The sequence below is a fragment of the Pseudomonas sp. FFUP_PS_473 genome (assembly GCF_002858665.1).
GTDB lineage: Bacteria > Pseudomonadota > Gammaproteobacteria > Pseudomonadales > Pseudomonadaceae > Aquipseudomonas > Aquipseudomonas defluvii.
The window spans coordinates 1-22018 of sequence record NZ_PJQQ01000037.1 but is presented as its reverse complement, the minus strand read 5'-3'; the positions used below and the strand labels follow the sequence as shown (position 1 = coordinate 22018).

Below are 22018 nucleotides of genomic sequence, written 5' to 3'. Positions count from 1 at the left end.
GCCTTTTTCAGACGTTTGGTTGCGGGAGCCGGATTTGAACCGACGACCTTCGGGTTATGAGCCCGACGAGCTACCAGGCTGCTCCATCCCGCGTCTGTGGGGCGCATTCTACAGCGTTGGCTATTGCTGTCAATGCTTAATTATTGAATTTCAATGGAAAACCCTGTGGGCTTTTTTCGGCGCAAAGAAAAAGGCCACTCTTTCGAGTGGCCTTTTCTTAATCTGGTTGCGGGAGCCGGATTTGAACCGACGACCTTCGGGTTATGAGCCCGACGAGCTACCAGGCTGCTCCATCCCGCGCCTGTGGAACGAGATTCTACAGTTTTGCGCGATGCTGTCAATAGCGATGTGGAAAAAAACCTTTTCGTTCAACTATTTAGCCAGCCTGTAATGCCCTGCGAGGCAGGCGGGCCATGGCTTGTGCCGGGTTTTGCATCCTGTCGGGTGCACGGCTCGGCAACAGGGTGAGATACTGCGAGCACTCTTTTTACGGGTTGCTTGGCCAATCATGCCTCAACGCAAGATCATCCATATCGACTGCGATTGCTTTTATGCCGCCATCGAAATGCGCGATGACCCCCGCTTGGCGGGTCGGCCTATGGCGGTCGGCGGCGCTGCCGAGCGGCGAGGGGTCATTGCGACCTGTAACTATGAGGCCCGGGCCTTCGGTGTGCGCTCTGCCATGTCATCACGGCATGCGCTAAAGCTGTGTCCAGACTTGTTGATCGTCAAGCCGCGCATGGATGCTTATAAAGAAGCATCGCGTGAGATACAAAACATCTTCCGCGACTACACCGATCTCATCGAGCCCCTGTCTCTGGATGAGGCTTACCTGGATGTGTCAGACAGCCCGCACTTTTCCGGTAGCGCCACGCGCATTGCCGAAGATATCCGTCGGCGGGTTTCCCAGCGTTTGCACATCACGGTCTCGGCGGGAGTGGCGCCCAACAAGTTTTTGGCCAAGATCGCCAGTGACTGGCGCAAACCCAACGGCTTGTTTGTGATTACGCCTGCGCAGGTTGAGGAATTTGTCGCGGTGTTGCCGGTGAGCAAGCTGCATGGTGTCGGCAAGGTAACGGCGGACAAGCTCGGTCGGCTGGGCGTTGTCAATTGCCTGGAGTTGCGCGATTGGAGTCGCTTGGCGCTGGTGCGCGAGTTTGGCAGTTTTGGCGAGCGACTTTTCAATTTGGCGCGGGGCATTGATGAGCGCGCCGTGCAGAATGATTGTCGGCGTCAGTCGGTCAGTGTTGAGAACACCTATGATGCCGACTTGCCCGATCTGGCAAGTTGTCTGGATAAATTACCCGCATTGCTGGATGCACTGGCAGGTCGCATGGCGCGTATCGATAGCAGTTATCGGCCAGGTAAACCGTTCGTCAAGGTCAAGTTCCATGACTTTACTCAGACCACGCTGGAGCAGGCGGGGGCAAGCCGCGACTTGGAGAGCTATCAGCATCTGATGAGCCAGGCATTTGCCCGTGGCGGCAAGCCTGTGAGGCTACTTGGGATTGGGGTGCGCTTGCAGGATTTGCGCGGGGCCCATGAGCAACTAGAGCTGTTTTCGCTCGATTGAGGTGGGGCACGTCAGGCACGTACCCACTACTCATCGGTCAGGTAATCAGTGAGCGCCAGGATCGGCAACCAGACGGTCGGCTTCTGTGGTCAGTGACTTGAGGAACTCCTGCTGCAGTTCTGGATCATTGCGGGTCAGCTCGATCAGGCTCTGCTCCAGTTCGCTCGCCTCTTCTTCCATGCCCAGTTCTGAAAGACGCTTGACGCGATGAACCCATTGGCTGACTTCATCGTCTTCCAGGTCGTCGAAAATCAGGTCGTGGGCTTCTACCAATTTGCCACGCAGCGTACTGCTGAGCAGCAGGCTGGCATCGGCACGGACGTTGTTTTCCTCATCGGTTACTTGCAGATGCAAGGTGCCGACATGGCTGAGGTTTTGGTCGGTGAAGGGGTCGTCAAGCAGGTTCAGGCGCAGAATACCGTTACGGTCTGTAGTCAGCTCGTGTGTCAGCTTGCCTGCCTTGATCTCCACGGGGCGTTCGCTCCAGGGCAGGCTGGTTTTTTCCTGGCGCTTGTCCTTCTGAACCTCATCGATAGCGGCCAGGTTCTGCTGGGCGCGACCGTTGGATTGTGTGTTCATGAATGGGTTCAGGCCAGCGAAGCCATAGCTGAGCCAGTCGTGAGTAACGCTGTCTGGCAGATTGCCCAGTGTGAAGACGTTGACGATGTTAGCGCCTGCACCGGCTACCACCGCGACCGCACCCAGCGGGATCTCATAGATTTCCCGCCAGGGCTGATAGGGGGTGTAGCGATCGTAACGACGCGTCACTTCAAACTCGGTGACTTCGAAGTTTTTCTGCTCTTGAATGCGCACGCGGCGTTGTGGCAGCTCAAGCACCTTGGGCTCCCCGACATCGATCTGCAGGCTATGCTCGAGCAATTTGCGCTCGATGCGCTCCTCGTGCTCGCTGCGCTGGGACATCTGATTGGCGCAGCCGCTGAGGAGCAGGGCACCGCACAGTGCGGTGCCCCCCAAGGTAAAGGTACTTCGCTTGAACATGATTACTCTTGCGTTGGCTGTCAGCGACGGATGCGAGCTTGCAGGAACGACAGGGCATCGGCCAGCGCCAGAGGCTGAGCGTCGCGTTCGGTGCGGTGCTTGTACTCCAGGTTGCCTTCGGCCAGGCCGCGATCACTGATTACGATCCGGTGTGGGATGCCGATGAGTTCCATGTCGGCGAACTTGATGCCAGGGCTGGTCTTCTTGTCACGATCGTCCAGCAGAACCTCGAAGCCGGCAGCGGTCAGGTCGGCATACAGTTTGTCGGTCGCTTCACGAACCTGCTCAGTTTCGTAGCGCAACGGTACCAGGGCGATCTGGAACGGGGCGAGGGTATCGCTCCAGATGATGCCGTTTTCGTCATAGTTCTGCTCGATTGCAGCCGCAACGACACGGGATACGCCAATACCGTAGCAGCCCATTGTCAGGGTTACAGGCTTGCCGTTCTCGCCCAGCACCTGGCACTTCAGGGCTTCGCTGTACTTGATGCCGAGCTGGAAGATATGCCCGACCTCGATGCCGCGCTTGATGACCAGGGTGCCTTTGCCGTCAGGGCTTGGGTCGCCTTCCACGACGTTGCGCAGGTCAGCGATCTGCGGAACCGGCAGATCGCGCTCCCAGTTCACGCCGAAGTAGTGCTTGTCGTCGATGTTGGCGCCGATGGCAAAATCGCTCATCAGGGCTACGGAGCGGTCGATAATGCACTCCAGTGGCAGGTTCAGCGGGCCCAGGGAGCCGGCGCCAGCACCAATGGCGTCGCGCAGTTCGGCGTCGTTGGCCATGACCAGCGGGTCAGCGACCTGCTCAAGTTTGGCGGCCTTGATTTCGTTCAGTTCGTGGTCGCCACGTACAACCAGGGCAACCAGCTTGCCTTCTTCGGCGCCATGAACGATCAGGGTCTTGATGGTGCGCTCAATCGGCAGGCCGTGGCCTTCGACCAGTTGGGCGATGGTCTTGGCATCTGGCGTATCGACCAGGCGCAGTTCCTCGGTAGGGGCAGGGCGAGCCGTTTCCCGTGGAGTCGCTTCGGCTTTTTCGATGTTCGCTGCGTAGTCGGAGCTGTCGCTGAAGATCACATCGTCTTCACCCGACTCGGCCAGCACGTGGAACTCGTGGGAGTAGGAGCCGCCGATGGAGCCGGTATCGGCTTCTACCGGACGGAAGTTCAGGCCCAGGCGAGTAAAGATATTGCAGTAGGCCTGGTGCATGCGGTCGTAGGTCTGCTGCAGGGAAGCCTGGTCGGTATGGAAGGAGTAGGCATCCTTCATGATGAACTCGCGGCCACGCATCAGGCCGAAGCGTGGGCGGATCTCATCACGGAATTTGGTCTGGATCTGGTACAGGTTAAGTGGCAGCTGTTTATAGCTGTTCAGCTCGTTGCGGGCCAGATCGGTGATGACTTCTTCGTGGGTTGGGCCGACGCAGAACTCACGGTTGTGTCGATCCTTCAGGCGAAGCAGCTCTGGGCCGTACTGCTCCCAGCGGCCAGACTCCTGCCACAATTCGGCAGGCTGGATGCTTGGCATCAGCACTTCCAGGGCTCCGGCAGCGTTCATTTCCTCGCGCACCACTGCTTCGACCTTGCGCATTACCCGCAGGCCCATCGGCAGCCAGGTATAAAGGCCAGATGCCAGCTTGCGGATCATGCCTGCACGCAGCATCAGTTGGTGGCTGATGACGACTGCATCGGAAGGGGTTTCTTTCTGGGTGGCGAGCAAATATTGACTGGTGCGCATGGTAGGCCGTTGTCGGTTGCTTAACTGAAATGACCCGCATTGTACGGGCGGGATTCGGTGACGTACAGGATGGTGGCGGCTGAAACTGCTGCTATCTGTTTGCAACAAAAGAAAAAGCCCGGCAATGCCGGGCTTTTTCGTACTGATTACCGGTAGCCGAAGGGCTTACAGGATGCTCAGCGGGTACTCGACGATCACACGTACTTCGTCGATTGAGCTCGAGCCGTAGTACACACCATCGCTGGAGCGGTAGGTCGCCTGGCGAACGCGGAAACTCAGATCTTTCGCTGGGCCTTCCTGCAGCACGTACTTGGCTTCGAGGTTACGCTCCCACTCTTTACCGTTGTCTGTGGTGCGAGTCTTGGCGTCGTCACCCGTTACGTAGCGGGCCATGAAGCTCAAGCCGGGCACACCATAGCTAGCCATGTTCAGGTCGTAGCGAGCCTGCCAGGATTTTTCGTCTTCAGCGTTGAAGTCGGAGCGCTGTACCGAGTTGGCCAGGAAAATGGTACCACCGCCGTCGATGCCGTAGGCATAGTCGCCGTCACCGCTTACTTGCTGATAGGCGAGGGTGAAAGTGTGTGCGCCAATGTTGTAGGCGCCCGAAAGGCTCAGTGCGGTGTTGTCAAGCTCACGGGTGCTGCCGTCTGCGTTCTTGACGTAGGCACCGGTGCGGTTTTCTCCGATAGACTTGGTGTCATAGATGTTGAAATCAAACACTAGGCCTTGATTTTCGCTGATTGGCAGGCCCCAGTTGACGTTGCCGTACCACTTGCGGAAGTGGTCTTCTACGCGGGAGTAGTAGACGCTGGAACTCAGGTTGTCAGTGAATTCATAGGTGCCGCCAAACACATCGGCCTTGGTCAGACCTGGACCCTTGATGCGATCATCGCCGTTCCAGCCGATGCTGTCTTTGTAGGTATGAGCCTGGGCATTCAGGCGGGTGAAGTGGCCGGCATTTAATTCCAGGCCTTTGATTTCTTTGCTGGTCAGCAGGAAGCCTTCGGCTACCTCTGGCAGCAGGCGGCTGTCATCAGTTGCGAAGACTGGCATGGCAGTGAACTGACCGCCGTATTTGAGTACGGTGTCAGAGATGCGCAGCTTAACTGCACCGTGACCTTCGGAGTAGTCATCTTCTGAGCGGCCATCGGAGCCGGTGGGGAACAAACCGGTGCCGGAGGTGCCCTTGCCGCTGTCCAGTTTGAGGCCGAGCAGGCCGATTGCATCGACCCCGAAACCTACGGTGCCTTGGGTGAAGCCCGATTCAAAGGTGCCGATGAAGCCTTGGCCCCACTCTTCAGCTCGGCTCTGGCCGCTGTCGTTATTGCGAAAGTCACGGCTGAAATACAGGTTGCGAAGTTTGACGTTCAGCGCGCTGTCTTCAACAAAACCCTTGGATTCATCCTGGGAAGATGCCATTGCCAGTTGTGAGGTACCCGCGGCTACGGCCAGGGCGATAATGCTCCACTTCATCACGCGCATCGTGACTTGCTCCTTTGGTTTTTAGGAAGAGTTGCTGCCAGCCCAACTGGTTTTTTTATGCGGGCGGCTCTTTCTTTTTTTGCGTCGGCGGAATGTATATCACGATGACGCATGTTGGCGATACTTGCGAAATGAACCTTTCGGTAACTTTACGGTCATGTCGCAAACAGTGTTGTCCCTGTCGCAAATCACGTCCCGGTTTTACGGGGCGTAGAACTCCAGCGCTGTTTTGGGCGGCTTAAGGATAGGTAAAAATAATCTAACCCTCGGCGCCAGCAACTCCCTGGTTACCCATGCAGCTGTTGTTATCTGTCGCACTCACCGTGTTCAGGCTGGTGCTGTGTCGACTATGGTCAGCAATGAATGCAACAAGCGTGCACAAAGCAGTGTCGGTCTCACAAATTTTTCACCTTTTTTTACGAAAACGCCTGCAAATGCCGAAAACGCGGGGGGCTAAGATCGCTTGGTTTGATCGGTTCTGTACTAATGACATAAGGCTTTTTTCGGGTTTTCACGTGGGCGTTACTGTCGGTGCAACGGGTGTTGGGTAGATTTTGGATACTCGCTGCATTCGGCTGGAGCGGGTGGCGTCATTTTGGTGCGAAAAGTAGCGCTTCTGTTACCGTTAGATTGTTAGCTACGTAACTAAGGGGCTTTTGTTTCAATAAATTGGCGCTGCTGATGCGTGTGGCCTTGATCGGTCGTGCTCTGTCGGATGAACAGCGGTATTCTGCGTGTAGTGGTCTGCTTGGTGTCAATGCAAGTGAGACGGGTTATCGACTGTCGGGAGATGTGCCGTGTTTGTTCTGGATCCGCGCCTTGAACAGGATACGTATGTGCTGGGTGATTTTCCGCTCTGCCGTCTGTTACTGAGTAAGGATGCGAACTACCCTTGGTTTATTCTGGTGCCTCGCCGTGCTGAAGTCAGTGAGTTGTTTCAGCTTGATGGGGGTGATCAGCAGCAGCTCTGGAAGGAAACGACTGAGCTGGCTGAAACCCTCAAAGACAGCTTTGCCGCAGACAAGATGAATGTGGCAACGCTGGGGAATGTGGTCAGTCAGTTACACATGCACGTCATTGTTCGGCGTCGGAGTGATCTGGCCTGGCCTTCGCCGGTGTGGGGGCATTCGCCTGCCAGTGAGTACACGGCAGAGCAGCTTGCCGAAATTCGCCAGCGCCTGAAGATGGCGCTGGATAATGATTTTCAAGTCGTGGAGGGTTGAGCCATGTCCCTTGAGTTAAGAATCATGGAACTGGAGAGCCGCCTGGCATTTCAGGACGACACCGTTCAGGCATTGAATGATGTGCTGGTCGAGCAGCAACGTGTGGTTGAGCGCCTGCAGTTGCAAATGTCGGCGTTGCTCAAGCGCTATGAGGAGATGGTAGGTCAGTACCAGAGCGCTGAAGAGGAAGCGCCGCCTCCGCATTATTGAGAGTACCGTTCAGCGGGTACAAAAAAACCGCGATCAGCCAGGCTGTCGCGGTTTTTTATTGTGTGCAATCAGCGGCGTGGTGCGGCAATCACGTCCTCTGCCTGGAGGCCCTTGTCGCGGTTCATGACCGAGAACTCAACACGCTGGCCTTCGACCAGTACTCGGTGGCCTTCCCCGCGAATGGCGCGAAAGTGAACGAAGATGTCATCGCCAGAGTCGCGGGAAATGAAGCCGAAGCCTTTGGAGGTGTTGAACCACTTCACGGTGCCTGTATCACGATTGCTCATGTCGTAGTTGGGGGCTTGATTGTGAAGGGGGCGGGTTTTTACCAGGTTTGCGATCAGGTGGGTAATGACCGCAAGCACTGCGCAGATCAGGGCGGGCAGGCTTCCCATGTCCTGGCGGGCAAGCAGGGTGATGGTTTGCAGAACCACTGCCAGTACCAGCAGTGCGCTTGCCAGTTGTTGCAGGTGCTGACGAGGACGCGGCAGTGTTGCCACTGGAGCCAGGGTCAGGTTGAGCAGGCCGAAGAGTGCCAGGTAGACGGCGTCCGGTTGCTGCAGGAAAGGTGCCGCATCGGCTCTCAGGCTGGGTATTAAGGACAGCAGCAAAGCGGCTGCGCCCGTCAGGATGTGGACGATCTTGAACATGGTGGTTGGCTCACATTGTATAAGGAGGATCACAGGAAGAGCTGGCTCCATGGCGCGCAGGTGCACATTAGGGCGCAAAAACATGGAGGAGCAGCCTATGCGTCATGGCCTGGATGATTGGTAATGACAACACGCTACCTATTTAACAGCAAAGCTTGGGGGTTCTCAAATCGGCGGTCGGCGGCGGCTCATATGGCATGAGGTTTGGCTGATTCTGCCGCTGCAATCTGTCGCAGGGCTGCCGGGAAGGCTGCAGGGGTAGGCGAGTCTTGGTAGAGTGGCAAACATACCTGCTTGATGAGCAGGCACCATAGGAAGGGGAATGACATGGCAATTGATATCGGTATCAGTGAAGAAGACCGCAAATCTATCGTGGAAGGTTTGTCCCGTCTGTTGTCGGATACGTATGTCTTGTATCTGAAAACGCATAACTTTCATTGGAATGTCAGTGGTCCAATGTTTCGTACGCTACACCTGATGTTTGAAGAGCAGTATAACGAATTGGCCCTGGCCGTGGACTTAATTGCCGAGCGTATTCGTGCGTTGGGCTTTCCTGCGCCGGGAACTTATTCCACCTATGCGCGCCTTTCTTCCATCAAGGAAGAGGAAGGCGTGCCGTCGGCTGAAGAAATGATTCGTCAGCTGGTGGAGGGCCAGGAGGCGGTCGTGCGGACCGCGCGCGGCCTCTTTCCGCTGCTCGACAAGGTCAGTGATGAGCCGACCGCCGACCTGCTGACTCAGCGTATGCAGGTGCATGAAAAGACCGCCTGGATGTTGCGCGTGTTGTTGGATAAGTAATGTTTGGGTGTTAATCAGGCAATATTTCCTTGTCTGATTAAAAAGCCTGGCCCTTTAGGGGTCAGGCTTTTTTATTTATAACGCTGTTGTCGGCGCGCAGGGAAGTGTTTCGTCGGTAGAATTTTTATCTCGTGTCTGGCGGATTGCTCCTACGGCAATAGCGTTTTGTTCTTCTAGAATGAAAATTATGTTGGGCGCTTTATAAGAGGGCGTGCGGCGTTAGTCGCTTATTTGTTCTCTTATTTATAAAGCGTGGTACTGATATGTCTCGAATGTTGAGTCGCGATGCTCGAGGAGCACTTGGCTTTCACGGGGTGACCGTTGATCCGTTCGAAGCGGATTTCAATATGAGCCTGGCACAACCGCTGTCGCGCTCGGTGCGCTTGAATGGCTTTGCGACCTGCCTGCGACTGGAGGAGGTCTACTGGAAGATTCTTGAGCGTATTGCGGTTGCCAATGGTTGCACGGTCAATTGCGTGCTCTCTTATGTGGACCGGGAGGTGCACCTGCGCCATGGTGGCGTGAAAAATTTCAGCGGTCTGGTGCGGGTCATTTGCGTGGTCTACCTGCTTGGCAGGGCTGCCGAGGCCTAGAATCATTCGCCCGGTGGGATGCTGGCGGGCTGCACAGCCTTCCTTAACCATATATAATCGCGCTTTTTACTGCGAGGCGTAGGCCCGCAGCGTAGTTAGCGAGACGTCCTCATGCCCCTGTACGACTATCAATGTGCTTCCTGCAATCATCAGATGGAAGTGCTTCAGAAGATCAGCGCTGCCCCACTGACCGACTGTCCGGCCTGTCAGGCGCCAGCGCTGAAAAAGCTGCTGTCCGTGCCAGGCTTTCGCCTGAGCGGTACCGGTTGGTACGAAACCGATTTCAAGACCGGCGCGAAAAAGAATCTTGCAGGCGGCGACAAGGCTGACTGAGTTGAACTGCACCGGCAGGGTCTTGCACTATTAGCCCCTTGCGGCGCCAAGACCTCCACTGAATTTTCGAATGACGAGAAGCGAAACCACCATCATGATGCGCAGCCATTATTGCGGCCAACTGAACGAGAGCCTGGAAGGTCAGGAAATTACCCTTTGCGGCTGGGTCCATCGTCGCCGCGACCACGGCGGGGTGATTTTCCTCGATATCCGTGATCGCGAAGGCATGGCCCAGGTCGTGTTCGACCCGGATCGCGCAGACAGCTTTGCTGCCGCCGATCGCGTGCGCAGCGAGTACGTGGTGCAGATTACCGGCAAGGTACGTCCGCGCCCGGCCGGAGCGGTCAACCCAAACATGGCTTCCGGTGCCATCGAAGTACTGGGTTACGAACTGACCGTGCTGAACGAAGCGGAAACCCCGCCGTTCCCGCTCAACGAGTATTCCGATGTTGGTGAAGAGACGCGCCTGCGTTATCGCTTTATCGACCTACGTCGTCCGGAAATGGCCGACAAGCTGCGTCTGCGTTCGCGCATCACGTCCAGCATCCGCCGTTTCCTTGATGAAAACGGTTTCCTTGACGTCGAAACGCCAATCCTGACCCGTGCCACCCCTGAGGGTGCGCGCGATTACCTGGTGCCAAGCCGTACGCATGCAGGCAGCTTCTTTGCCCTGCCGCAATCGCCACAACTGTTCAAGCAACTGCTGATGGTGGCGGGTTTCGACCGCTACTACCAGATCGCCAAGTGCTTCCGTGACGAAGACCTGCGTGCCGACCGTCAGCCGGAATTCACCCAGATCGACATCGAGACCAGCTTCCTCGATGAGTCCGAGATCATGGGCCTGACCGAGAGCATGATCCGCAAGCTGTTCAAGGAAGTGCTGGACTTGGAATTCGGTGAGTTCCCGCACATGACCTTCGAAGAGGCCATGCGTCGTTACGGTTCGGACAAGCCAGACCTGCGTATTCCCCTGGAGCTGGTCGATGTCGCCGACCAACTCAAGGAAGTCGATTTCAAGGTATTCAGTGGCCCGGCCAACGATCCGAAGAGCCGCGTTGCCGCGCTGCGTGTCCCAGGTGGCGCGAGCATGCCGCGTAGCCGCATCGACGAGTACACCAAGTTCGTCGGTATCTACGGCGCCAAGGGCCTGGCTTACATCAAGGTCAATGAGCGCGCCAAGGGTGTCGAGGGTCTGCAGTCGCCGATCGTCAAGAACATCCCGGAAGCCAACCTGAACGTGATCCTCGATCGCGTCGGTGCGGTCGATGGCGATATCGTCTTCTTCGGTGCGGACAAGGCCAAGGTGGTCAGTGAAGCACTGGGTGCCCTGCGTATCCGCGTCGGTAACGATTTCAACCTGCACACCTGCGAGTGGGCACCTATGTGGGTTGTCGATTTCCCGATGTTCGAGGAAAACGAAGACGGTAGCTTCAGCGCGCTGCACCACCCGTTCACCGCGCCTAAATGCACCCCTGAGGAGCTTGAGGCGAACCCGGCGACTGCGCTGTCGCGTGCCTACGACATGGTCCTGAACGGTACCGAACTGGGCGGTGGTTCGATTCGTATCCACCGCAAGGAAATGCAACAGGCGGTCTTCCGTCTGCTGGGTATCGAGGCGGCGGAACAGGAAGAGAAGTTTGGCTTCCTGCTTGATGCACTGAAGTTCGGTGCACCGCCACACGGCGGCCTGGCCTTCGGCCTGGACCGTCTGGTGATGCTGATGACCGGCGCCCAGTCGATTCGTGAAGTGATCGCCTTCCCGAAAACGCAGAGTGCGGCCTGCGTCATGACCCAGGCGCCTGGCGTGGTCGATGCCAAGGCCCTGCGTGAACTGCACATCCGACTGCGCGAACAGCAGAAGGCTGAGTAAGGCGAAAACAGGGCGCATCTTCGGATGCGCCCTTGCGTTTCGGTAGTAACAAAGCTGCTGGGCATGCCCGGTAAGTGTTTCAAGCAGAATTCGGAGTTGCGTTATGGCAGGTCATTCCAAGTGGGCGAACATCAAGCACCGCAAAGAGCGCCAGGATGCCAAGAGAGGCAAGATTTTCACCAAGTGGATTCGTGAGCTGACGGTTGCTGCCAAACAAGGCGGTGGCGATCCGGGGTCCAACCCGCGTTTGCGTCTGGCACTGGACAAGGCGCTCGGTGCCAACATGAGCCGTGACATCATCGACCGCGCCATTGCGCGGGGTGCCGGTGCCACTGAGGCCGACAACGTTGAAGAGCTCAGTTACGAAGGCTACGGTCCGGGTGGCGTGGCGATCATGGTTGAGGCCATGACCGATAACCGTAACCGTACGGCTGCAGCAGTGCGTCATGCCTTCAGCAAGTGTGGCGGCAACTTGGGCACTGATGGTTCTGTGGCCTACCTGTTTGAGCGCAAAGGGCAGATATCCTTCGCTGCCGGTGTCGATGAAGACGCGCTGATGGAGGCGGCCATGGAGGCCGACGCCGATGATGTGGTCGACAACGGCGATGGTTCCTTCGATGTCTTTACCTCCTTCGCCAGCTTCTATGCAGTGCGCAGTGCGCTTGAAGCGGCGGGCTTCAAGGCCGCAGATGCGGAAATCGTGATGCAGCCGACTACCAGTGCCGAGCTGGATCTGGATGGCGCGCAGAAGGTGTTGAAGCTGATTGATATGCTGGAAGACCTGGATGACGTGCAGAACGTCTATTCCAATGCGGAAATTCCTGACGAGATCATGGAACAGCTCGCCTGAGTCTTTTGTTACGAGCTTTGTTCGAAGCCGGACCGCAGCCATTGCCTTGCACTGGCTGCGGTCCGGCTTCTGTCTTTTGACCGGCGCATCAAGGCGTCATTGTGCATGCGGGCGTTATGACTCTGATTCTTGGTATCGACCCAGGTTCGCGGATTACCGGCTACGGTGTGGTGAGACATACCGGGCGTGGCTGTGAGTATGTCGCCTCGGGTTGCATTCGCACTGGCAATGGAGAGCTGCATGAGCGCTTGCACATCGTTTATCGCGGCGTTCGCGAGATTATCCAGGCGCATGGGCCGGTAACGATGGGTATTGAGCGCGTATTCATGGCACGCAATGCCGACTCGGCGCTAAAGCTTGGCCAGGCGCGTGGCGCGGCCATTGTCGCCGCCGCCGAGGAGGGGCTGGAGATTGCCGAGTACACGGCGACTCAGGTCAAGCAGGCGGTTGCCGGTACGGGCGGGGCGAACAAGGAACAGGTGCAGATGATGGTCATGCACCTGCTCAAACTGACCCAAAAGCCACAGATCGATGCCTCCGACGCCTTGGCAATTGCACTGTGCCATGCGCACACCCGATCCAGTCTGGTGCCGCATGGGTTGGGTAGCGCCCGCAGCCGCAGCGGGCGTCTGAGGCTCTGAACGCCACATGGGTTCAGGTAGATTTTGCCGGTGCGTTGTCCCGTGCTGCTGTCTGTGCTGTTAAGGTGAGCGGCGTGTTGCTGTCACCCTTGGAAAGGATCGAAACGTGATTGGACGTTTGCGCGGGACGTTGGCTGAAAAGCAGCCTCCGCACTTGATTATTGACGTCAACGGCCTTGGCTATGAGCTGGAAGTGCCGATGACGACCTTGTATCGCCTGCCCAAGGTGGGTGAGACGGTGACCTTGCACACCCATCTGGTGGTGCGAGAGGACGCTCATCTGCTCTATGGGTTCCATGAGAAGCGTGAGCGCGAGTTGTTTCGCGAACTTATCCGGCTCAATGGTGTGGGGCCCAAGTTGGCGCTGGCACTGATGTCAGGGCTGGACGTCGATGAACTGGTACGCTGTGTTCAGGCGCAGGATGCTTCAGCGCTGGTCAAGGTTCCGGGGGTTGGCAAGAAGACGGCCGAGCGATTGCTGGTTGAGCTCAAGGATCGCTTCAAGGCCTGGGAGACCGCGCCGAGCCTGTTCGCCTTGGTGCCCAATGGCCCGCTGCCGGTTGCGCCAGTCTCCAGCGCCGAGTCGGATGCTGTCAGTGCGCTGATTTCCTTGGGTTACAAGCCGCAGGAGGCCAGTCGGGCGGTGGCCGCTGTGGACGCCAAGGGACTGAGCAGTGAAGAACTGATCCGCCGCAGCCTGAAGGGAATGATCTAAGTGATCGAAGCAGACCGTTTGATTGCAGCCACCGGGCGTGATCGAGAAGAAGTTCAGGATCGGGCTATCCGTCCATTGCGCCTGGCCGAGTACATCGGTCAGCCGGTTGTGCGCGAGCAAATGAGCCTGTTCATTCAAGCTGCTCGTGGGCGCAATGAGTCGCTGGACCATACCCTGATATTCGGCCCGCCAGGGCTGGGTAAAACCACATTGGCCAATATCATTGCCCAGGAAATGGGGGTTTCGATCAAAAGCACCTCGGGCCCGATTCTGGAGCGCCCCGGCGACCTCGCGGCGCTGCTGACCAACCTTGAGCCGCATGATGTGCTGTTTATCGATGAGATTCATCGGTTGTCGCCGATCGTGGAGGAGGTGTTGTATCCGGCAATGGAAGACTTCCAGCTGGATATCATGATCGGTGAGGGGCCGGCTGCTCGCTCGATCAAGCTCGATCTGCCGCCGTTTACGTTGGTTGGCGCTACCACGCGTGCGGGGATGTTGACCAACCCGTTGCGTGATCGTTTCGGTATTGTGCAGCGCCTGGAGTTTTACAGCACGGAGGACCTGGCGACGATCGTCAGCCGCTCCGGTGGCATTCTGGGTTTGCCAATCGAGGACGAAGGCGCATTCGAAATCGCTCGGCGCGCGCGTGGTACCCCGCGGATTGCCAACAGGCTGTTGCGTCGGGTGCGTGACTATGCCGAAGTACGTGGCAAGGGGCATATCACCAAGCCTGTCGCGGATATGGCCTTGAACCTGCTGGATGTCGACGAGCGTGGCTTTGATCATCAAGACCGCCGTCTACTGCTTACCATGATCGAAAAGTTTGATGGTGGGCCAGTCGGTGTCGACAGCCTTGCCGCGGCGATCAGTGAAGAGCGGCATACTATCGAAGATGTCCTGGAGCCATATCTGATTCAGCAGGGCTATATCATGCGGACGCCGCGTGGGCGGGTGGTGACCCGGCATGCTTACTTGCACTTTGGCCTCAACATTCCGGCTCGTGCGGGTGAGGCGGGTCGTGACGACGGTTTCGCCGCTCCGGCTGACGAGTGACAGATTTATCTCGCGTTTTCGTGGTCCTATTGCCAGGCATGGAAGGGTTGAGCTGGCAATACGACATATTCGATAAAAACAGTTGCCGGCGCGGATTGGCAAGTTCAGGAGTAAGCACTAGAGTATGCGCGCGCAAAATGGGGTTGAGCCATTCGCACATCGCTGTCGCGTCTATTACGAGGACACCGATGCGGGTGGCGTAGTGTATTACGTCAACTATCTGAAGTTCATGGAGCGCGCCCGCACTGAGCGGTTGCGTGACCTGGGGTTTGCCCAGTCGGAGTTGGCGACACAGAACATGTTGTTTGTCGTGCATTCCAGCGAGGCGCGTTATCACGCGCCAGCGCGTCTGGACGATGAATTGCGGGTGACGGCGCAGGTGCTCGAGCTGAATCGAGCCAGCTTGCGCTTCGTGCAGCAAGTCTGGCGCGAAAACGATAATACGCTGCTCTGCGAAGGGCAGTTTCTGGTGGCCTGTGTGCGCGCCGATACGTTCAAACCCAGGGCCATTCCCTCCGAGCTGCGAGCGGCATTTGTCGAAGCGGGCGGCCCGGGTACACATTCAAATGCAGGAGATTAAGCGTGGAAGCTAACGTCGTCGACCATACCTCCATGTGGAGCCTGGTCAGCAATGCCAGCATCGTTGTACAGCTGGTCATGCTGGCTTTGGTGGCCGCATCGGTAACCTCATGGATCATGATTTTTCAACGCAGCACCATGCTGCGTGCCGGTCGCCGTGCGCTGGAAAACTTCGAGGAGCGCTTCTGGTCAGGTATCGACCTGTCCAAGCTGTACCGCCAGGCTGGTAGCAACCCGGATCCGGACTCCGGCGTAGAGCAGGTTTTCCGTGCCGGCTTCAAGGAATTCTCGCGTCTGCGTCAGCAGCCGGGTGTCGATCCTGATGCGGTCATGGAAGGTGTGGGTCGTGCCATGCGCGTCGCCATCTCCCGTGAAGAGGAAAAGCTCGAGCAAAGCCTGCCGTTCCTTGCAACCGTGGGTTCCACCAGCCCTTACGTCGGCCTGTTTGGTACGGTCTGGGGGATCATGAACTCCTTCCGCGGTCTGGCCTCCGCTCAGCAAGCCACGCTGGCAACCGTTGCGCCAGGTATCGCCGAAGCACTGATCGCAACCGCGATCGGCCTGTTTGCTGCGATTCCGGCGGTTATCGCCTACAACCGTTTCGCTGCGCGCAGCGAAGTGTTGATCGGTCGTTACTACACATTTGCCGACGAGTTCCAGGCCATCCTGCACCGTAAAGTGCATACCAGCGAAGAGTGATCAGGTAAAAACCAATGGCCCGAGTTCGTCATAAACGCAAGCCGGTCGCCGAGATGAACGTGGTGCCATACATCGACGTGATGTTGGTACTGCTGGTCATCTTCATGGTCACCGCACCGATGCTCAACCAGGGCGTGAAGGTCGATCTGCCCAAGGTTTCCAGTGAAGCCTTGCCGCAGGACAACAATGTCCAGGTCCTGACCATATCGATCAAGGCTGACAAGACCTATTACTGGAACCTTGGCAGTGAAGTCGACACCGACAAGCAGATGGACAAGGCAATGACCTTGCCGCAAATGACCGACGCGGTGACCAAGATCATCGCTGCCGGACGTGACCAGGGGAAACAGACCCAGGTCTTCATCCGTGGCGACAAGTCCGTCGATTACGGCGCGGTCATGGGCGCCATGGGCGGGTTGCAGAAAGCGGGTGTCGGTAACGTTGGCCTGATTACCGAGGCGCCCTGATGCAACAGCGAGAGCCATCCGCCTCGGAAAGCTATTTCTGGCCCAGTGTATGGGCCATCGCGCTGCACGTTCTGGTGTTCGGCATGCTGTTTGTCAGTTTTGCCATGACCCCGGAGCTGCCGCCGGCCAAGCCTATCGTCCAGGCAACCCTGTACCAGCTCAAGTCCAAGAGTCAGGCGACCACCCAGACCAATCAGAAGATTGCCGGGGAAGCGAAGAAAACCGCTTCGCGCCAGACCGAAGTCGAGCAGATGGAGCAGAAAAAGGTCGAGCAGCAAAAGCAGGAAGCGGTGAAGGCTGCGGAACAAAAGAAAGAAGAAGCTGCTCAGAAGGCTGAAGCGGCCCGTGAAGCGGCTGAGGCGAAGAAAGCCGAGGAAGCTGCGAAGGCGGCCGAGTCAAAGAAAGCCGATGAGGCCAAGAAGGCCGCCGAGGCGAAGAAAGCCGAAGAAAAGCAGTTGGCTGATGTCGCCAAGAAAAAAGCCGAAGAAGAAGCCAAGAAAAAGGCTGAAGAAGAGGCGAAGAAACAGGCGGCTGAAGAAGCCAAGAAAAAAGCGGCTGAGGACGCCAAGAAAAAGGCAGCCGAAGACGCCAAGAAAGCCGCTGCCGCCGAAGAGGCGAAGAAAAAGGCAGCTGAAGAGGCCAAAAAGAAAGCCGCAGCTGATGCGGCCAAGAAGAAAGCAGTGGAAGCAGCTCGCAAGGCGGCAGAAGACAAGAAGGCTCAGGCGTTGGCCGAGCTGTTGTCCGATACCACCGAGCGGCAGCAGGCGCTGGCCGATGAGCAGGGTGACCAGGTAGCCGGTAGCTTCGATGACCTGATCCGTGCCCGTGCGGCCGAGGGATGGGCGCGTCCGCCTTCTGCTCGCAAGAACATGACGGTGGTCCTGCAGATCGGCATGTTGCCGGACGGTACCATTACCTCTGTGAGTGTTTCTCGTTCCAGTGGTGATGCACCTTTCGACAACTCGGCTGTGGCGGCGGTCAAGAATATTGGTCGCTTAACCGAAATGCAGGGCTTGAAACCGAGCGAATTCAATCCCTATCGTTCATTCAAGATGACATTCACACCTGAGGATCTAGCCTTGTGATTAACCTTCTTAGAGGACTGCTGGTCGTTCTCTGCTGTGCGGCGGGAATGGCCGTTGCAGAGGAAAAGAACATCATGGTCACCAGTGGCAGCGACCGTGCCACGCCAATCGCCGTCGTACCGTTCGGTCTGCAGGGCGGCAGCGTGCTGCCCGAGGACATGGCCGACATCATTGGCAATGACCTGCGCAACTCCGGCTACTACTCGCCGATTCCACGTCAGAACATGATCAGCCTGCCGACCCAGGCCGGTGAAGTGATCTACCGTGACTGGAAAGCGCTGGGTGCCCAGTACATCATGGTCGGCAGCATCGTGCCGTCCGGTGGTCGTCTGCAGGTACAGTACGCGCTGTTCAACGTCGCCACCGAGCAGCAAGTGCTGACCGGCAGCGTTTCGGGCAGCGTCGACCAGTTGCGTGACATGTCGCACTACATCGCCGATCAGTCGTTCGAGAAACTCACCGGTATCAAGGGTGCCTTCTCGACGCGCATGCTCTACGTGACGGCCGAACGCTTCTCGACCAACAACACCCGCTACACCCTGCAGCGTTCGGACTATGACGGTGCCCGCGCGGTGACCCTGTTGCAATCGCGTGAGCCGATTCTGTCGCCGCGTTTCGCGCCAGATGGCAAGCGCATTGCTTATGTGTCGTTCGAACAGAAGCGTCCGCGCATCTTCGTTCAGCACATCGACACTGGTCGTCGTGAGCAGATCACCAACTTCGAAGGCCTCAACGGTGCGCCAGCCTGGTCGCCCGATGGCTCTCGCCTGGCCTTCGTGCTGTCCCGTGACGGCAACCCGGAGATCTATGTGATGAACCTGGGTTCGCGTCAGATGACCCGCGTGACCAACAGCCCGGCCATCGATACCGAACCTTTCTTCGGTAAAGACGGTTCGACCCTGTACTTCACCTCCGATCGTGGCGGCAAGCCACAGATCTATAAAACCACTATCGGCAGCGGTGGCGCCGAGCGTGTGACATTCATCGGTAACTACAACGCCAACCCTAAGTTGTCGGCTGATGAAAAGACATTGGTGATGATTCATCGTCAAGATGGTTTCACCAATTTCAAGGTGGCGGCTCAGGATTTGCAGCGCGGTAGCGTAAAAATCCTCTCAGAGACCAGTCTTGATGAGTCTCCTACTGTTGCGCCTAACGGCACCATGCTAATCTACGCCACCCGCCAGCAGGGCCGGGGAGTCTTGATGCTCGTGTCGCTAAATGGCCGCGTGAGGCTCCCGCTTCCTACCGCTCAAGGCGAAGTTAGAGAACCGTCCTGGTCCCCTTACCTGAACTGACGCGGCGCTTTACGTTGTACTTAACACATTGGGGTTCATTAGGAGTTTCACGATGGAAATGTTGAAGTTTGGTAAGTTTGCTGCGCTGGCTCTGGCCATGGCCGTAGCTGTAGGTTGCTCCTCGAAAGGCGGCGACAACGCTGGCGAAGGCGCTGTCGATCCAAACGCTGGCTACGGTGCCAACACTGGTGCTGTTGACGGCAGCCTGAGCGAAGAAGCTGCTCTGCGCGCAATCACCACCTTCTACTTCGAATACGACAGCTCGGACCTGAAGCCAGAAGCCATGCGCGCTCTGGACGTTCACGCCAAAGACCTGAAAGGCAACGGCGCTCGCGTCGTTCTGGAAGGCAACACCGACGAGCGTGGTACTCGCGAATACAACATGGCTCTGGGCGAGCGTCGTGCGAAAGCTGTTCAGCGCTACCTGGTACTGCAAGGCGTTTCCCCAGCCCAACTGGAACTGGTTTCCTACGGCGAAGAGCGTCCAGTTGCTACCGGCAACGACGAGCAGTCCTGGGCTCAAAACCGTCGCGTCGAACTGCGTAAGTAATTCGATATGCGTACGTGCCGTCGTGCTGTAACCGTCCTGGCTCTCTTCCTGCCTTTGCTGGCCTGGGGTGAGGTTCCTGTTGTTGATGACAACGCTGGCTATAACGGCGCAAGCAGTTATCCGCCCGCGGGTTATGGTACGAACGGCGCCTATGCCGGGGGAGGGGTTTCGGCCCCTGCCTCGGCACAGGGTCAGCTCTTCATGCAACTGCAGCAGATGCAGGAGCAGATAGAGCGTCAGCAGAACAGTATCGAGATTCTGCAAAACGAAGTAGCGCGTTTGAAACAGGAAGGCCTGGAGCGTTACCAGGACCTGGATCGACGTATTGGAAGCGGTGCTGCACCTGCCGCGACTCCTGAGAATTCTGTTGCCGGTGGCGCCAGCGCCGCCGTCGACAATAGCGCAGCGCCGGCTTCTCAGCCTGCTGCCAGCTCCGAGCCGGGTGATCCCGCCAAAGAGAAGCTGTACTACGACGCTGCCTTCGACCTGATCAAGGCCAAGGACTTCGACAAGGCCAGCCAGGCATTCAATGCCTTCCTGCGCAAATACCCGAATAGTCAGTATGCCGGCAATGCCCAGTACTGGTTGGGTGAAGTCAACCTTGCCAAGGGCGACCTGCAAGGTGCAGGTCAGGCCTTTGCAAAGGTCAGCCAGCTGTATCCGAAGCACAACAAGGTGCCGGATTCACTGTATAAACTGGCCGACGTAGAGCGTCGACTGGGGCATACCGATCGCGTCAAGGGCATTCTGCAGCAAGTGGTCAATCAATACCCTGGTACCTCGGCCGCACAACTGGCCCAGCGTGACCTGCAGAAGCTCTAAGTCAACGGCTTAAAAGAAAACCCGCGCTTGTCGCGGGTTTTTTCGTTAGAATTTGCGCCCTTTATTTGAATACGCTGCTGCGAACTACGCGATGACGGGTTCGTAGCGGTGCCTGACGGAGGCGGACAGCCTGTTTAGCTGTTACGCCCGTGGCGACTATGCAAGACACACTACGTATTACCGAAGTTTTTTACTCGTTGCAGGGTGAAACGCGTACCGCTGGCCTGCCCACGGTGTTTGTTCGTCTCACTGGCTGCCCTTTGCGCTGCCAATACTGTGACAGTGCCTATGCTTTCAGTGGCGGCACGTTGCGTACCCTGGACTCCATTCTCGAGCAGGTTGCCGGCTTTCGTCCGCGCTATGTCTGCGTTACTGGCGGTGAGCCTTTAGCGCAACCGAATGCCATCCCGTTGCTACAAAAACTCTGCGATGCCGGCTACGAGGTCTCCCTGGAGACCAGTGGTGCACTGGACATTTCAGCCGTCGACCCGCGTGTTAGTCGCGTCCTTGACCTGAAAACCCCCGGCTCCATGGAAGTGGCGCGCAACCGCTACGAGAACATCGAACTGTTGACGGCCAACGATCAGGTCAAGTTCGTGATCTGTTCGCGCGAAGACTACGACTGGGCCGTTTCCAAGCTCATTCAGTACGGTCTTGATCAGCGGGCGGGGGAGGTGCTGTTTTCGCCAAGCCATCATCAGGTGCGGGCAACTGATCTGGCCGACTGGATCGTGGCTGACAATCTGCCGGTACGTCTCCAGTTGCAGCTGCACAAACTGCTCTGGAATGACGAGCCCGGACGCTGACAGGGGAGTAATGCAATGACTGAGAAACGTGCGGTAATTCTATTGTCCGGCGGCCTTGATTCTGCCACGGTGGTCGCGATGGCCAAGGCAGAAGGCTATAGCTGTTACACCATGAGTTTCGACTACGGTCAGCGCCATCGCGCCGAGCTTGATGCGGCGGCACGGGTTGCCCGTGATCTGGGAGTGGTCGAGCACAAGGTGATCGGCCTGAACCTCAACGGTATTGGGGGCTCGGCCCTGACCGACAGCAGCATCGACGTACCTGAGGCGCCGAGTGAAGGTATCCCGGTGACCTATGTGCCGGCGCGCAATACCGTATTCTTGTCGCTTGCACTGGGCTGGGCCGAGGTGCTGGAGGCGCGGGATATCTTCATTGGCGTCAACGCGGTGGATTACTCTGGCTACCCGGATTGCCGGCCCGAGTTTATTGAGGCGTTCGAGCGCATGGCCAACCTGGCGACCAAGGCCGGTGTTGAAGGTCAGGGCTTTAGAATTCAAGCGCCGCTGCAGAACTTGAGCAAGGCGCAGATCGTCCAGGCCGGTATTGCCCGGGGTGTCGACTACAGCCTTACCGTTTCTTGCTATCAAGCCGATGAGCAGGGGCGTGCCTGTGGAAAATGTGACAGCTGCCGCCTGCGCGCCGAAGGCTTCAAGGCTGCCGGTGTAGCAGACCCAACGCATTATTTTTGATTTTTTTTACATGAGGTGTTGATTTCTCGTTAGAAATCAGTATTATACGCCTCATCCAACGGGTCGTTAGCTCAGTTGGTAGAGCAGTTGGCTTTTAACCAATTGGTCGTAGGTTCGAATCCTACACGACCCACCACATACAGTCTGATATGTTAAATCCAATTATTGGTTTAACTGGTCAGGCACGAAAAGCCCGCTTCCTTAAAAGGAGCGGGCTTTTTCGTTGTGCGCCAGGCATGGCGCGTTGCGCGTTAGCGCAACCCGTTTGGCTGTGGTGGCTGAATGGGTGACTT

24 protein-coding genes and 3 tRNA genes are annotated in these 22018 nt (G+C 57.4%); 21 read left to right on the top strand and 6 right to left on the bottom strand.

Going from position 1 to position 22018, the window contains the following annotated elements:
• Positions 1-16: 16 nt before the first annotated feature.
• Together CYD26_RS20660 and CYD26_RS20655 are read right to left on the bottom strand one after the other, a co-directional pair.
• Positions 17-93: transfer RNA gene (locus tag CYD26_RS20660), tRNA-Met, on the bottom strand.
• Positions 94-223: 130 nt separating this feature from the next.
• Positions 224-300: transfer RNA gene (locus tag CYD26_RS20655), tRNA-Met, on the bottom strand.
• 208 nt (positions 301-508) lie between these two features.
• Here CYD26_RS20655 and dinB point away from each other — a divergent pair.
• On the top strand, positions 509-1573 hold the full coding sequence (gene dinB / locus CYD26_RS20650) for a DNA polymerase IV (protein WP_065760796.1): 1065 nt from the start codon (positions 509-511) through the stop codon (positions 1571-1573).
• A 45-nt stretch (positions 1574-1618) separates the two neighbouring features.
• Here dinB and CYD26_RS20645 read toward each other — a convergent pair whose 3' ends face one another.
• From CYD26_RS20645 to CYD26_RS20635, 3 genes are all read right to left on the bottom strand, one after another.
• Entirely contained in the window at positions 1619-2572 is a 954-nt protein-coding gene (locus CYD26_RS20645; RefSeq protein WP_102053495.1) for a hypothetical protein, read from the bottom strand.
• 20 nt (positions 2573-2592) lie between these two features.
• Positions 2593-4308 (bottom strand): proline--tRNA ligase, encoded by a 1716-nt coding sequence (locus CYD26_RS20640; protein ID WP_102053494.1) that lies wholly within the window; start codon positions 4306-4308, stop codon positions 2593-2595.
• 165 nt (positions 4309-4473) lie between these two features.
• Positions 4474-5790: an OprD family porin gene (locus CYD26_RS20635; RefSeq protein WP_102053493.1), complete on the bottom strand. Its 1317-nt coding sequence runs from the start codon at positions 5788-5790 to the stop codon at positions 4474-4476.
• Between the two features lie 797 nt (positions 5791-6587).
• Between CYD26_RS20635 and CYD26_RS20630 the strand changes: the two genes are divergently transcribed.
• Both CYD26_RS20630 and CYD26_RS20625 read left to right on the top strand, forming a co-directional pair.
• Entirely contained in the window at positions 6588-7013 is a 426-nt protein-coding gene (locus CYD26_RS20630) for an HIT domain-containing protein (RefSeq protein WP_065761592.1), read from the top strand.
• A gap of 3 nt (positions 7014-7016) precedes the next feature.
• Entirely contained in the window at positions 7017-7223 is a 207-nt protein-coding gene (locus CYD26_RS20625) for a SlyX family protein (protein ID WP_065761591.1), read from the top strand.
• 68 nt (positions 7224-7291) lie between these two features.
• On the opposite strand, the gene CYD26_RS25730 is transcribed toward CYD26_RS20625, so the two are convergent.
• On the bottom strand, positions 7292-7873 hold the full coding sequence (locus tag CYD26_RS25730) for a cold-shock protein (RefSeq protein ID WP_099773799.1): 582 nt from the start codon (positions 7871-7873) through the stop codon (positions 7292-7294).
• A 327-nt stretch (positions 7874-8200) separates the two neighbouring features.
• On the opposite strand from CYD26_RS25730, the gene CYD26_RS20615 reads away from it, so the two are divergent.
• The 18 genes from CYD26_RS20615 (at position 8201) to CYD26_RS20530 (ending at position 21861) form a co-directional block, all read left to right on the top strand.
• On the top strand, positions 8201-8671 hold the full coding sequence (locus CYD26_RS20615) for a Dps family protein (RefSeq protein ID WP_065761589.1): 471 nt from the start codon (positions 8201-8203) through the stop codon (positions 8669-8671).
• 263 nt (positions 8672-8934) lie between these two features.
• On the top strand, positions 8935-9264 hold the full coding sequence (locus tag CYD26_RS20610; protein ID WP_065761588.1) for a ribbon-helix-helix domain-containing protein: 330 nt from the start codon (positions 8935-8937) through the stop codon (positions 9262-9264).
• Positions 9265-9375: 111 nt separating this feature from the next.
• Positions 9376-9597: an FmdB family zinc ribbon protein gene (locus CYD26_RS20605; protein WP_065761587.1), complete on the top strand. Its 222-nt coding sequence runs from the start codon at positions 9376-9378 to the stop codon at positions 9595-9597.
• A gap of 94 nt (positions 9598-9691) precedes the next feature.
• On the top strand, positions 9692-11467 hold the full coding sequence (gene aspS / locus CYD26_RS20600) for an aspartate--tRNA ligase (RefSeq protein ID WP_065761594.1): 1776 nt from the start codon (positions 9692-9694) through the stop codon (positions 11465-11467).
• 103 nt (positions 11468-11570) lie between these two features.
• Complete coding sequence (locus CYD26_RS20595; RefSeq protein ID WP_065761586.1) at positions 11571-12317, top strand: YebC/PmpR family DNA-binding transcriptional regulator; 747 nt, start codon at positions 11571-11573, stop codon at positions 12315-12317.
• 116 nt (positions 12318-12433) lie between these two features.
• Positions 12434-12958 (top strand): crossover junction endodeoxyribonuclease RuvC, encoded by a 525-nt coding sequence (gene ruvC / locus CYD26_RS20590; protein WP_065761585.1) that lies wholly within the window; start codon positions 12434-12436, stop codon positions 12956-12958.
• A 106-nt stretch (positions 12959-13064) separates the two neighbouring features.
• Positions 13065-13673 carry a Holliday junction branch migration protein RuvA gene (gene ruvA / locus CYD26_RS20585; RefSeq protein WP_065761584.1) on the top strand — a complete coding sequence of 203 codons (609 nt, stop codon included), beginning with the start codon at positions 13065-13067 and terminating at the stop codon, positions 13671-13673.
• A complete protein-coding gene (gene ruvB, locus CYD26_RS20580; protein WP_065761583.1) occupies positions 13674-14729 on the top strand; it encodes a Holliday junction branch migration DNA helicase RuvB in 1056 nt (351 codons plus the stop codon).
• Between the two features lie 124 nt (positions 14730-14853).
• Positions 14854-15309 (top strand): tol-pal system-associated acyl-CoA thioesterase, encoded by a 456-nt coding sequence (gene ybgC / locus CYD26_RS20575; protein ID WP_065761582.1) that lies wholly within the window; start codon positions 14854-14856, stop codon positions 15307-15309.
• 2 nt (positions 15310-15311) lie between these two features.
• On the top strand, positions 15312-16007 hold the full coding sequence (gene tolQ / locus CYD26_RS20570) for a protein TolQ (RefSeq protein ID WP_065761581.1): 696 nt from the start codon (positions 15312-15314) through the stop codon (positions 16005-16007).
• Between the two features lie 14 nt (positions 16008-16021).
• A complete protein-coding gene (gene tolR / locus CYD26_RS20565; protein ID WP_065761580.1) occupies positions 16022-16474 on the top strand; it encodes a protein TolR in 453 nt (150 codons plus the stop codon).
• Positions 16474-17559 (top strand): cell envelope integrity protein TolA, encoded by a 1086-nt coding sequence (gene tolA / locus CYD26_RS20560; protein WP_102053492.1) that lies wholly within the window; start codon positions 16474-16476, stop codon positions 17557-17559. The genes tolR and tolA overlap by 1 nt, the downstream gene beginning before the upstream one ends.
• Positions 17560-17606: 47 nt before the next feature.
• A complete protein-coding gene (tolB, locus tag CYD26_RS20555) occupies positions 17607-18857 on the top strand; it encodes a Tol-Pal system beta propeller repeat protein TolB (protein ID WP_245704328.1) in 1251 nt (416 codons plus the stop codon).
• Between the two features lie 52 nt (positions 18858-18909).
• Positions 18910-19407 (top strand): peptidoglycan-associated lipoprotein Pal, encoded by a 498-nt coding sequence (gene pal, locus CYD26_RS20550; protein ID WP_042121796.1) that lies wholly within the window; start codon positions 18910-18912, stop codon positions 19405-19407.
• A gap of 6 nt (positions 19408-19413) precedes the next feature.
• A complete protein-coding gene (gene ybgF, locus CYD26_RS20545; protein ID WP_102053491.1) occupies positions 19414-20229 on the top strand; it encodes a tol-pal system protein YbgF in 816 nt (271 codons plus the stop codon).
• A gap of 158 nt (positions 20230-20387) precedes the next feature.
• Positions 20388-21035: a 7-carboxy-7-deazaguanine synthase QueE gene (queE, locus tag CYD26_RS20540; protein WP_065759640.1), complete on the top strand. Its 648-nt coding sequence runs from the start codon at positions 20388-20390 to the stop codon at positions 21033-21035.
• 15 nt (positions 21036-21050) lie between these two features.
• On the top strand, positions 21051-21725 hold the full coding sequence (queC, locus tag CYD26_RS20535) for a 7-cyano-7-deazaguanine synthase QueC (protein ID WP_065759639.1): 675 nt from the start codon (positions 21051-21053) through the stop codon (positions 21723-21725).
• A gap of 60 nt (positions 21726-21785) precedes the next feature.
• Positions 21786-21861: transfer RNA gene (locus CYD26_RS20530), tRNA-Lys, on the top strand.
• The last annotated feature ends 157 nt before the right edge of the window (positions 21862-22018 follow it).